This is a genomic window from Acinetobacter sp. CFCC 11171 (assembly GCF_003268405.1).
Taxonomy (GTDB): Bacteria; Pseudomonadota; Gammaproteobacteria; order Pseudomonadales; family Moraxellaceae; genus Acinetobacter; species Acinetobacter amyesii.
Genome location: NZ_LQXP01000002.1, coordinates 77,795 through 89,693 on the forward strand (window position 1 = coordinate 77,795; position 11,899 = coordinate 89,693).

At 40.0% G+C, this 11,899-nt stretch carries 10 protein-coding genes; 5 read left to right on the plus strand and 5 right to left on the minus strand.

Annotated elements, in window-relative coordinates; genetic code table 11:
- Nucleotides 1-142: 142 nt before the first annotated feature.
- The 3 genes from gyrA (at nucleotide 143) to AVJ20_RS01815 (ending at nucleotide 4,330) form a co-directional block, all read left to right on the plus strand.
- Nucleotides 143-3,127: a DNA gyrase subunit A gene (gene gyrA / locus AVJ20_RS01805; protein WP_111883925.1), complete on the plus strand. Its 2,985-nt coding sequence runs from the start codon at nucleotides 143-145 to the stop codon at nucleotides 3,125-3,127.
- 91 nt (nucleotides 3,128-3,218) lie between these two features.
- The gene (locus AVJ20_RS01810; protein WP_162689711.1) at nucleotides 3,219-3,689 is read left to right on the plus strand and encodes a hypothetical protein; all 471 of its coding nucleotides are present in this window, start codon (nucleotides 3,219-3,221) and stop codon (nucleotides 3,687-3,689) included.
- A 197-nt stretch (nucleotides 3,690-3,886) separates the two neighbouring features.
- Entirely contained in the window at nucleotides 3,887-4,330 is a 444-nt protein-coding gene (locus AVJ20_RS01815) for a DUF3887 domain-containing protein (RefSeq protein WP_111883927.1), read from the plus strand.
- A gap of 65 nt (nucleotides 4,331-4,395) precedes the next feature.
- Here AVJ20_RS01815 and gltP read toward each other — a convergent pair whose 3' ends face one another.
- On the minus strand, nucleotides 4,396-5,691 hold the full coding sequence (gene gltP / locus AVJ20_RS01820) for a glutamate/aspartate:proton symporter GltP (protein ID WP_111883928.1): 1,296 nt from the start codon (nucleotides 5,689-5,691) through the stop codon (nucleotides 4,396-4,398).
- A 462-nt stretch (nucleotides 5,692-6,153) separates the two neighbouring features.
- Between gltP and AVJ20_RS01825 the strand changes: the two genes are divergently transcribed.
- Both AVJ20_RS01825 and AVJ20_RS18845 read left to right on the plus strand, forming a co-directional pair.
- Nucleotides 6,154-6,567: a hypothetical protein gene (locus tag AVJ20_RS01825; RefSeq protein WP_162689712.1), complete on the plus strand. Its 414-nt coding sequence runs from the start codon at nucleotides 6,154-6,156 to the stop codon at nucleotides 6,565-6,567.
- A complete protein-coding gene (locus AVJ20_RS18845) occupies nucleotides 6,564-6,698 on the plus strand; it encodes a hypothetical protein (protein ID WP_265735967.1) in 135 nt (44 codons plus the stop codon). Before AVJ20_RS01825 ends, AVJ20_RS18845 begins: the two co-directional genes overlap by 4 nt.
- Before the next feature lie 119 nt (nucleotides 6,699-6,817).
- Here AVJ20_RS18845 and AVJ20_RS01830 read toward each other — a convergent pair whose 3' ends face one another.
- Genes AVJ20_RS01830 through AVJ20_RS01845 form a run of 4 tightly spaced genes read right to left on the minus strand, consistent with a single transcriptional unit; the run spans nucleotide 6,818 to nucleotide 11,735 of the window.
- Nucleotides 6,818-7,936 carry an ABC transporter permease gene (locus AVJ20_RS01830; RefSeq protein ID WP_111883930.1) on the minus strand — a complete coding sequence of 373 codons (1,119 nt, stop codon included), beginning with the start codon at nucleotides 7,934-7,936 and terminating at the stop codon, nucleotides 6,818-6,820.
- Nucleotides 7,933-9,063, minus strand: a complete 1,131-nt coding sequence (locus tag AVJ20_RS01835; RefSeq protein WP_111883931.1) for an ABC transporter permease — start codon at nucleotides 9,061-9,063, stop codon at nucleotides 7,933-7,935. The genes AVJ20_RS01830 and AVJ20_RS01835 overlap by 4 nt, the downstream gene beginning before the upstream one ends.
- Nucleotides 9,063-10,226, minus strand: a complete 1,164-nt coding sequence (locus AVJ20_RS01840; protein ID WP_111883932.1) for an HlyD family secretion protein — start codon at nucleotides 10,224-10,226, stop codon at nucleotides 9,063-9,065. The genes AVJ20_RS01835 and AVJ20_RS01840 overlap by 1 nt, the downstream gene beginning before the upstream one ends.
- 21 nt (nucleotides 10,227-10,247) lie before the next feature.
- The gene (locus tag AVJ20_RS01845) at nucleotides 10,248-11,735 is read right to left on the minus strand and encodes a TolC family protein (RefSeq protein ID WP_111883933.1); all 1,488 of its coding nucleotides are present in this window, start codon (nucleotides 11,733-11,735) and stop codon (nucleotides 10,248-10,250) included.
- Nucleotides 11,736-11,899: the final 164 nt, after the last annotated feature.

An 11,899-nucleotide genomic window follows, 5' to 3' on the forward strand; every position in this document is an offset into this window, starting at 1 on the left:
TGATTGGCACAAAAATCAGGGTTTTTATGCTATACTGTCCGACTTGATTTTTGATATTGGTTCAGTATTTTTTGAACTAATTTTTACAGATTTACGATATATAAATGCGGGCAGAATTCTGCTTGTATAACAAGGAGTATGCATGAGCGTATCGGAAATTAGACCGATTGCCATTGAGGATGAACTGAAGAGCTCATATCTCGATTATGCAATGAGCGTGATTGTGTCACGTGCGTTGCCAGATGTCCGAGATGGTCTCAAACCTGTTCACCGTCGTGTGCTTTTTGCAATGCACGAATTGGGCAATGACTACAACAAAGCTTACAAAAAGTCTGCCCGTGTAGTCGGTGACGTCATCGGTAAATATCACCCACATGGTGACTCAGCTGTATACGAAACCATTGTTCGTATGGCTCAAGATTTCAGCTTACGCTATCAATTGGTTGATGGTCAGGGTAACTTCGGTTCTGTCGATGGTGACAGTGCAGCAGCAATGCGTTATACCGAAGTTCGTATGCGTAAATTGACCCACGAACTTTTAGCGGATCTTGAGAAAGATACCGTAGAGTGGGAAGACAACTACGACGGTTCTGAACGTATTCCACAAGTCATGCCAACACGTGTGCCTAACTTGTTGATTAACGGTGTAGCTGGTATTGCTGTAGGTATGGCAACCAATATGGCTCCGCATAACATGACAGAAGTCATTAATGCATGTCTTGCTTATGCCAACGATCCGCACATCAGCATTGAAGGGTTAATGGAACATATTTCTGGTCCAGACTTCCCTACAGGCGGTATCATTTACGGTAAATCAGGCATTGTCGATGCGTACCGTACTGGTAAAGGCCGTTTGCACATCCGTGGTAAATATCACATTGAAGAAGACCAAAAATCGGGCCGTAGCACGATTGTCTTCACTGAAATTCCTTATCAAGTTAACAAAGCAAAAACCATTGAACGTATTGCTGAGTTGGTCAAAGAGAAAAAACTTGAAGGTATTTCTGAACTTCGTGATGAATCAGATAAAGAAGGGATGCGTATTGCAATTGACTTGAAGCGTGGTGAAAACGCTGAAGTGATTGTAAATAACTTATTCCAAAATACCCAATTAGAAAATTCATTCAGCATTAACATGGTCTGCCTCGATAATGGTCAGCCGAAGTTAATGAACTTGAAAGATATTATCGCTGCGTTTATCCGTCACCGTCAGGAAGTGGTTACACGCCGTACCATGTTCGAATTGCGTAAAGCACGTGAACGTGGACATATCTTAGAAGGTTTGACGGTTGCTCTGGCAAATATCGATGCGATCATTGAAACCATCAAAACATCTGCAAATCCAAGCGAAGCGCGCGAACGTTTACAAGCGGGCGAGTGGGCAGGCGGAGGTGTTGTTGCCTTACTTGAAAAAGCGGGTGCGGTATCTGTCCGTCCAGATGAAATTGAAGGCGAAGATCCAGCACGTCCATTTGGTTTAACAGGTGATATTTATCGTCTGTCTCCAACCCAAGTGGGTGCGATCTTAGAACTTCGTTTACATCGTTTAACTGGTCTAGAACAAGACAAGTTACAAGCTGAATATACAGAAATTCTTGGTCAAATTGCTGAATACACGGCAATTTTGAACGATTTCAACTTATTGATGAACGTGATTAAAGAAGAATTGGCTTTAATCCTTCAACAATATGGCGATGCACGTCGTACCGATATCGTGGAATCACGTATCGACTTCTCTCGTGAAGATTTAATCCCTGAAGAGCAAATGGTACTAACTGTTTCTAAATCAGGCTATGCAAAAACTCAACCATTGTCAGACTACGCTGCACAGCGTCGTGGTGGACGTGGTAAGTCTGCAACTTCAATGAAAGAAGACGATTACATCCAACATTTGATCGTGACTTCAAACCACGCAACAGTGCTTTGCTTTACCAATGTGGGTAAAGTTTATCGTTTGAAAGTGTATGAAGTACCTCAAGCATCTCGTGGTGCGAAAGGTCGTCCGATGGTGAACTTATTGCCATTAGATGAAAACGAAACCATCACCGCTATTTTACCTGTGATTGATGCGCCGAAGAAATTTAAAGAACGCTTGGCTGACTTTAAAGCATTTGTAAAAGCCAATAGTGCACAGCTACAAACCAATGAAGTGATTAATAGTCATTTTGCTGGTTTAGAAGCTGCACTTGCTGAGACTGAAGACGGTGCAGATGACTTGTCTGATGCATTACGTGTTCAATTGAAACAGTTGGGCTTAGAGCTTTCTACCACTGATCTTGATGATGAAATCATCAATGACTTTGCACAGCAAGCAGAAGCCGTTCGTAAAAACTTCTACGTATTTATGGCAACAGAATACGGTACGATTAAACGTGTTGAGTTAGAACAATTCTCGAATGTTCGTTCTAACGGTCTACGTGCGATTGAACTCAATGGTGATGACACCTTAATTGGTGTTGCTATTACTGATGGCGAACAACAAATCATGTTGTTCTCAAACGAAGGTAAAGCCATTCGTTTTGCAGAAACTGACGTGCGTTCAATGGGCCGTTCTGCCAAAGGTGTCCGTGGTATGCGCGTGACCATTGGTGCGGCAGCTCAAGCTGAAGACGCTGAGGATGCGGATGTAGAATCTGATGATGAAGATACCTCTGATTCAGCTCTCATTAGCCGTATAGTGTCATTGGTGGTTGTTCCGGAAACTGGTGAGGTACTTTGTGCTTCAGCTAATGGTTATGGTAAACGTACACCAGTAGATGACTTCCCAACCAAGAAACGTGGCGGTAAAGGTGTTATTGCAATTAAAACATCTGAACGTAACGGTGAACTTGTTGGTGCGGTAGCGATTGATGCGTCTAAAGAGCTAATGTTAATTTCAGATGGCGGTACGTTGGTTCGTACACGTGCGTCTGAAGTGGCACAAACAGGTCGTAATGCTCAAGGTGTTCGTTTGATCCGTTTAGGTGAAAGCGAAATCTTAGTCGGTGTTGTGGCGATCGAAGCAGTTGAAGAAGACGAAACTTTTGAAGAAGTGGAAGCAATCGAAACTGAGCAACTTGTAGATGACTCAACGATTATTGATCAAAATGACAATGAATCAGATCTCAACGAGCCTGAAGAAGACTAATTGAAGATTGAGAAAAGAGGGCGCTACGGCGTCCTTTTTGATAGATGAATAGTATTAACAAAAATTTATATAAACAAGAATAGTGACTTAAATGTATTTCAAAAAATTAATTAGAACCAAAGGAATAGTCATTTGTTTTGCATTAATGGGATGTAGTGAGCCGACGTCTGTAGAGTTTAATGAAGGTATAAAAAAAGAATCATCTATTCCTTATAAGCTGACACCTTTGCAACTTAAACACATTGAGCAATTGTATGTTGCTATACGTGATAAAGATTTAGATCAAATCCAGAAAATAACAGATGAGAAGTTTTATCAAGCTTTGTTAGAAGATCCAACATTATTACCAGAAATATCTTCATATATTCCATATTTTGAAAAAGTTTTAGATTATAAAATGTTGGAATATAAAAGTATTAAAAATAGTGTGCATGGTGAACTAATTGAAGCAAACCTTAAGTATGAATACGAGCAGCAAACTGTATTTTACACCGTATTATTTAAACAAGATGATCCTTTGGCTAAAATTATCGGTAGTCATCTAAAGTTGGTACTTAAATAAACCCTTAGAATTTTCAGTGGTACTTTATTTAAATACATTAAAAGTGAAGCTCATTTACCTTGCGTAAGTGAACAGAGTTTAATTTAATGTACTGTCAACAAGTTGGAAAGAGAAAAGTTAAAGAGATATCTTAATTTTAATATCAACTTTGAAGTTTTATATATACTCAAAAGCTTAAATTAGGAATAAGTGTGGTTATGAAGGCAAATTTTTTGTTACTAGGTTGTGTCATAGCGTTGTCAGGTTGTGACCAAATTGGCCAAAAAGCATTAAATGCAATACCAGACCCAAGTGTTGAACAGACTGAAGTAGCCCAAGCTGCCTATGATCAATTACGTGAAGGCAATTTTGATAAGCTGTACACTTACTTTGAACCAGAACTCAAAGCGAAGTTTGAACAGAATGAAAAAGAGCTGCGTAAATTTGCACGAGGTATTCCGAAACAAGATTACTCACGTAAAAATATAGTGGCTAAGCACATTGAAAAATCGACTGAAAAGCCGTCTTTATATACAGTTACTTATGAGTACGGTTATACCAATAAAAACCTTGTACAGTATGATGTAAGTTTTGATAAACCCGCAGGAAGTAACAAAATTCGAGATTTTAATATTTCAGTTTTTGGCGAAAAAAATAAATAAAATTAGGTAAAAATAAAACAAAGCTGTAAAAAAGGACGCCTAAGCGTCTTTTTTATGTCATCAAATTAAGCGGCATCTTTTAGATGAGAGGCATAATTTTTTTGTTTTTCAGTATCAAATTGGCCTTCCCATTTACTGATCACCAGTACCGCAAGCGCGTTACCAATCACATTCAGTACAGTACGTGCCATATCTAAAATACGGTCAATACCTGCAATGAATGCCAGACCTTCAAGTGGAATACCGACACTACCGAGAGTCGCCAGCAAGACCACGAAAGAAACGCCAGGTACACCTGCAATCCCTTTAGAGGTAATCATCAAGGTCAGGACCAGAATCACTTGTTGGGTGATTGTCAGATCAATCCCGTAAAGCTGAGCAATAAAGATAGCCGCAATACTTTGATATAGGGTCGAACCATCGAGGTTAAATGAATAGCCAATTGGAATCACGAAACTGGTAATCGGTTTCGGAGCACCATAAGCTTCCATTTTTTCCATAATACGGGGGAGGACGGTTTCAGAACTTGCAGTTGAATACGCGAGAATCAATTCATCTTTTAAGATCTTGATAATGGCCCAAACACTGAAGCCACAAAATTTAGCAACTGCACCTAATACAATGAAAATAAAGAAGAAGATTGCACCATAAACTAAAACTGCGAGTTTAAGCAGTGGCACAAGAGAGCTGAAGCCGAAATTCGCAACAGTCGCTGCAATCAAGCCGAATACACCAATAGGGGCAAACATCATGATCATGTGCGTAACTTTAAACATCGTTTCAGAAACAGCGGTCAACACTTTAATTAAAGGTTGTTTTACTTCCTGATCAAGCGCACCTAAACCTACACCAAACATCACAGAGAAAAAGATGATTGGGAGCATTTGACCACTCGTCAAAGCTGCAAAAAAGTTAGATGGAATAAGTGAAAGTATTGTTTGAATCAAACCATGAGAATGTTCACTGACTTCATGTGTTGTTTCTTGATACTTTGAAATATCGACTTGCGTCAATGCAGACATATCAATGCCGGCACCAGGTTGGAATACGTTGGCTGCAACTAAACCGACTAAAATAGCAACGGTAGTAATGATTTCAAAATAAATAATTGTTTTGAAACCAAGTTTACCTAAGTTACTACCGTGACTTGTATTGGCAATACCTAAAATAAGCATCGACACAACAAGCGGAATAACGATCATCTTAATAAGGTTAATAAAAATTGAACCTAAAGGCGTCAAAAAGTTATTAACTAAAGCATCACGATATTCAGGAGAATAGTGTAGGAAAGCACCAACAAGTATACCTAGAATGAGAGCAATCACGATTTGCCAGGCAAGGCTCACCTTAATCTTTTTCATACATCAGCTCTTATGTCAGATTTGGGAGAAAAAAGCCCACAGTCATCCACGAACAAATGTTGCAGACAGACTGAGTCCGCCATGACAAAAAGTTCTGAATAATTTGGGAGATAAATACGACAATATTTTGCAGTTTTTATGAGAATACAGCTAACCATTTTGATCAAAACCAAACTGTTTGATCGATAAATTATCATTTTTAGTTGTATAAACGATTCGATTGTTAAATTTAATTTATAAAACGAATAAAATTGAGTTATTAATAAACACTTCACAAAATCTCTGATTTACCTAGAAAGATCGAAAAACTAAATGTGAGCCTGTATTTTTCATTTTTATATAGAAGTTTGCTTTATACTTGTGAGGCAGATAAATCAGTGAAAATTCTATAAATCACACAGATTATCCGAACTAAATTTTAACTTTATATATTTTAATAATAACCAGAGGGCTTGTACGGTGTTGAAAAAATTAGTCGTCATCATCACTTTAATCTTACCTATAACGGCTTGTGAAAAAATCGGCGATTTCTTGATTGCAAAATTCGAATCAAGCCTACCAAGTGAGACAAGCTCACAGCGTATCAAGTCAGAAAAATTATTCGCAGCACTACACCAACCCCATCAAGATAGCTTTTTGGCATTGGTTGAAGAAAATGTTCGTGATGCGATGCTGGCAGATCCGGAGCTGTTCTCGCGTATGAAAAAGCTGATTCCAGCAGGTCAACCTAGCGCTGAGGCGGAAGTGATTCAGCGAATGGCAAATACTCGGCTGGGAGAAGGGGAGACCACAACGATTGTGTATAAATATGATTATCCGCAAAAAGAACTGTATATGAGTGTGGTCTTTGCAGGTCATGATGGGACGATAAAGTGAAAGGATTCTGGCTTGAAAATGCTGCAGAAAAAGAATCAGATGATTTGGTTACTGAGATCACTTCAGATGCAGATGATTTTGATATTCAAGTGGATGAGGCATCGACTGTGACGCCAAATGTATACAGTTAATTGGCGACAGAAAGCATTAAAATTTGAGACATGCTAAGAAGCAAAGCGTTCGAGTCCATGATGAATAGGTTTGAACGCATTTTGCTTGAGACCAGACAAGTCTTACAGCACAAAAAGCTTTATCTTTTGGCAAACTTTAAACGCCAAACAGCAAGACATAAAAAAATCAGTCCAATACTTGTGAGGTAAAGCAGTTTTGGGATGACGATTACTGTAGGCACACCCATCTGATTGAGTTGAAGGAACAGTTGTATGCCTTGGGTTGATGGCAACACCTGAGCAAGTATTTGCATCCATTCAGGCATAGCTGCATGCGGCCATGCCGTTCCCGAAAGTAGAAATAGCGGAATAGAACTAAAAACGATGACATGTCCTGCACGTTCTGGCAGGTCAAGAAAGGTGGCTAAATAGAGCGTCATCGCAATAATACAACTGAGGAAGATGGGTACAGCAATGAACATGCTCCAAAAATTTCCACCTCGTGGATAATCATTCAGCCAAAAAGTAAAACCAAATAAATAGAAGCACCCTAAAGTCCCGATAGTCAAAATACACAAGAAGATGCCAGCCAATTGTGTATAGCTCGGACGCCAAGTGGTGTTTTGTCGATAGGTCGCAATCAGCATGCACAGACCCAATAAAATCGTCTGATGAATAATTAAGGGTGCAACCGCTGGGAAAATATAGCTACCATAGCCTGAAAGTGGATTAAATAATGGAATCTTATGGATAGATAAAGCCGGGCTAAAATCGGATATGCTCTGGAATTTTTCTGCATATTCGACGAGGGTATTTTCCATCGAACTGGCTAAACCTAAGCCAATTTTTTGTGTCTTCAGAAAATTTGCAGCACTGAGATATAAACCAATTCCACCGGTTTCACCACGGCGAATGCTATTTGAAAGATTACTTGGCAGCAGTAAAATTCCGTCAGCTTGCTGACTTCGAAGCATATTTTCAGCTTCAGCAAAATTACCAGTCACAGCTCGAATTTCTACATTGGGACTATTGGCTACGGCACCAATAATCGTATTGGTGAGTATGCTTTGTTCCTCATCCACCACAATGATAGGGAGCGATTCTGCATGTTCCGCTTGATAGGCAATAGGATAAAAAAAACTGTAAAGAAAAACAGAAAGCACTAAGGTGGTAAAAATCGAACTGTGCTTCACAATATCTTTAAAGCTTTGAATATAGTGTCTGAGCAAAGTTGATAGAAATGACACGATTACATTCATATGATTTGCTCCTTCAGTACTTTCCGTAAAAAGAAGCTGGCAAGAACCAAATAGAACAGACAGTAAATGATCAGGGTGACAAGCGGTGTGATTGAAATAGAGATTGGGCTACCAATGACCCATTGTTCTGTTTGTAATTTGGCATAAGGCGTATAGGGAATAATATTGGCCCAGAATTTTGTAAACATCGGCGCGTTATTCAGCGGCAATGTCACCCCTGCAAAACTCAGTGATGAGCCACCATACACAGCGATAAAACCAAAAGATTTGGTGAGATCACGTGTCGCCAAAACTACAGTAGAGCTGATAAAGGCATAGGCTGTATAAAAAAACAATTGCCCGAGCAAAATGAGCAATAATGAACCCTGAACAAACCAACCTCGAAACGCGATTAGCCACAACATCCACGCCCATGTCCAAGCGGTAAAAATGAAAACATAACTGAGATTTTTAGCGATTAAAGCTTGAAAGACAGAAGTCGGTTTCACCCATTGATTTACAGTGCCATATTTGATTTCTTGACCAACCGAAAATGCGACACAGCAACACAGTAGTAAATGTAGAATCGCAGGAATCATGTAGGGCTCTAAATAGAACTCGTAATTTAAACCCGGATTGTATAAGGGTGAAATTTTGACATTGGGCGTCGGTGCATCAAGGTAGGGAATGGTATTTTCTAAATACTGATGACCACTAAAATCGGCCATGGCTTGCAGTGTACTCAGTAACATGGCTGATGAAATACTATTGCCGACACTAAAATAGCTTTGGTTATAGGCAATGCTGATTTCTGCATCTTTTGCTTGAACCAGTCGTTGCTCTGCGCCAGCAGGAATATGAATATAGCCCCAAATTTGAGTCTGATTTAAAAGCTTTTCAGCATCGTCCATGCTCGGTGTAATGGTGGCTACTTTTAAAGTATGGTTGAGCTGCGCAAAATGAGTAATGTTACGGCTTAAACTGCTTTGATCTTGGTCTATGATCGCGATGGGTAAATGATCTGGTTTGCCTTGAGCAAACATATTAGTAAAGAGCAAAATCACAAGGGCAGGGGCAAGTGTGACCATAGACAAGTCCCATTTATGCTGCATCAAATAGCGAAACTCACGCAGAATGCCCCTAAACATTATTTACGCTCTTCAATTTTAAACAACACGCTCATACCCACTTTTAAGTCAGCAATCGGCTGAGCGGGTTTCAGTTGGACTTTAAAACTACGAATGTCATAGCCGCCCGTTTGCCGCGTGGTTTTAATCGTTGCAAATTCACCTTCGGCTTCTATGTGATCAATTTTAAACTCGGCAGATTTGTTTAGCGCCGGTATAAATCCTTGCATGGTCTTGAGTTGATACACTTGAGCATACTGGTCTTCACGTACATTTAAGCTAATCCATAAGCTATCATCTTGAATCAGGCTTACAACGGGCACACCCATTGCAACTAATTCTGAAACTTTGCCATAGGTTTTTGAAATAGTGCCATTGGACGGTGCAAATAACTTGGTTTCAGCCTCAAGTGCATTGGCTTCAGCCAACGCGGCTTGCGCAATCTTGACTTGGGCATCTGCCGAGCTTTGTTGTTGTGGTGTACTGCCACGTTTTGCACGCGCATATTGTTGATAAGACGCTTCTGTCATTTGTGCAGCAGACACTGCGGCAGCTTGCATTTCATCACGGCGTTGTCGTGAAATGACACCTTCTTTATAGAGGTTTTGACCACGTTGGTAGGTGGTTTGCGCCAATTGTTGCTGTGCTTTTAGACTTTGCCAATTGGCATATAAACTATCAATATTTTCTTGTTGAGAGCCACGTTCAGCTGTGGATTGCAGTGCTTGCGCAGATTGGAGTGCAGCTAAAGCCTGTTGTTTCTTTGCATCGACTTCGGGGCTGGTTAAACGAACCAGTGCTTGACCTGCTTGTACTTTTTCACCGTCATGCACATATATTTCTTCAATACGACTAGGTACTTTAGTACTAATGTGGATGGTTTCAGCCTCAACTCGACCTTGTAATTCAACCTGCTTGGGCTGATAACTTTTCCATAAGCCAAATGCAATCAATGCCAAAAGCAGAACTAAGACAATGCCAATCACGAGCTTGATCAAAGCAGATTTATTGCGACTTTGCACTGAGCTTTTTTTCGTCTCTGCATCAGTATTGGTATTCACTTTCTTTGGAGTATCCTCAGCAGTATTTGCTGTAGACGAAACGTTTGAACTCGAGACATTGGATTGGGATGTTTCAGCATTCGCAGAGGCATCTTCTTGGTGATCAGTTGGTTCCTGATTCATATTGTTTCCCCTCGGCTAAACTTAGCGAATATAGTCGGTGTGTGATTGATTGATATAGCTTTGGAACTGGTCAATGCTCCCGTGACTTTGTAGCAGTGTTGCGAGTGACATCACGTATTTATAAGCATTGAGCGCCATTTCACTTTGTAGCCCACTCAGTGCATTTTGTGCATCAATGACTTGTGTGGCTGTTCCCATATCTTCCTTAAATGAAAGTTGTTGGATTCTTAAATTTTCTTGTGCGGCTTTTAGATTTTGCTGTAACAACAGGTGACTTTGCTGAGCGCTGGTGACTTCATTAAACGAGCTATAAATCAGACTTTCAATTTCTTGTTTGGTACGTTCAGTCATTAACTCAGAAGCATAGCGTTGAAGTTCGGCAGCTTGTACGGATTTGTTTTTATCAATACCTGAAAATAAGTTGTAGCGAGCGGCAACACCAACGATCCAGTTTTGTTTATCGTCGAGACTATATTCGCCAAATGCAAAGACGTTGGGTTTTTTTGCTGCGCTTTGGGCTTTCACATTAGCACCAGCCAATTGACTGTCCAATTGCATTTTACGCACCAAACTAGACTTATCCTGATAACTTTTTAGTAAGGCGGTTATATTTTGATTGTGTTGCTGATTGATAAATAATGGCGTTGAAAGATCAGTAATTTGGCTGCTTTGCATTAAGTTGTTTAACTTAAATAAGCTAGAGCGGAGATTCGCTTCAGTATTTTGAAAAGTTCTGAGCGCATTATTCTTCGCCACTTCAAATTGCATACGCTGGCCTTTGCTAATGAAACCCTGTTGTTCCATTTTGAGTGCATTGGCATAGTGTTGTTGCATCGCATTTAAATTGAAGCGGCTGCTTTCGACTAATTTTTTTTGTAATTGAGCATTGAAGTAGGCTTGGATTAATTCAAAACGTTGCACATCTTGTTGTTGTTCACTGCTTATCGCGCTGCGTTTGGCTTGGATATTGGCAATTTCCTTGGCGCTAGACGTTAACCCACCGGTATACAGCGGCATCATTACGGAAACGGTAGGGCGGATCACTTGATCATCTAAGACCACTTGGGAAGAATCTGGAATTAATCCGACACCATCACGGATTGGCTGTTGCAGACTGTCTTTTAATGGGTCTGCCAAATCACTCGGTAAGCTTTCATCAATTTTATTATTAATGCCATTACTCAGCGTTTGTTCTAAGTTGTTTTTTAAGGCGCCGAGAGGAATATCGAGTTCATTATGAAAGGCATAGGCACGGACGTTTAAATCCACACGAGGTAAACCAAGGCCTTTAATGGCCTGAGCTTGAAGTTCGGCAGATTGTTGTAGCGCTTGGTTGGCCTGAGTACTATACGAACTAGTGAGTAGACTTTGTTCTGCTTGGCTATAACTGATACTTTGCGCAAGTACCGTGGGGCTAAAAAAGCCACTGAAACAACCAAGGCCAAGCAGTAAACCTGAACGAAATGTATGTTTAATTTTTATAGAATAATCTGTTCGAGGTAAAGGCATAAAAATACACTCACAGCTAGGATGGGTTCATTATAGTCATTGTGATGAAGTTGGGTAAATTCACTAAGTTGTTGTATTGTTTCATATACATATGTAAATAAATTTTATCTTTGTAGCGCACATCATTTTTCTCACATCAAGACCTTAAATTAGCATCAATTCAA

What these genes read in the sequence shown, in the direction of transcription:
- gyrA (WP_111883925.1), top strand. Translation starts at nt 143, where the DNA reads ATGAGCGTATCGGAAATTAGACCGATTGCCATTGAGGATGAACTGAAG.
- AVJ20_RS01810 (WP_162689711.1), top strand. Translation starts at nt 3,219, where the DNA reads ATGTATTTCAAAAAATTAATTAGAACCAAAGGAATAGTCATTTGTTTT.
- AVJ20_RS01815 (WP_111883927.1), top strand. Translation starts at nt 3,887, where the DNA reads ATGAAGGCAAATTTTTTGTTACTAGGTTGTGTCATAGCGTTGTCAGGT.
- gltP (WP_111883928.1), bottom strand. Translation starts at nt 5,691, where the DNA reads ATGAAAAAGATTAAGGTGAGCCTTGCCTGGCAAATCGTGATTGCTCTC.
- AVJ20_RS01830 (WP_111883930.1), bottom strand. Translation starts at nt 7,936, where the DNA reads ATGAATGTAATCGTGTCATTTCTATCAACTTTGCTCAGACACTATATT.
- AVJ20_RS01835 (WP_111883931.1), bottom strand. Translation starts at nt 9,063, where the DNA reads ATGTTTAGGGGCATTCTGCGTGAGTTTCGCTATTTGATGCAGCATAAA.
- AVJ20_RS01840 (WP_111883932.1), bottom strand. Translation starts at nt 10,226, where the DNA reads ATGAATCAGGAACCAACTGATCACCAAGAAGATGCCTCTGCGAATGCT.
- AVJ20_RS01845 (WP_111883933.1), bottom strand. Translation starts at nt 11,735, where the DNA reads ATGCCTTTACCTCGAACAGATTATTCTATAAAAATTAAACATACATTT.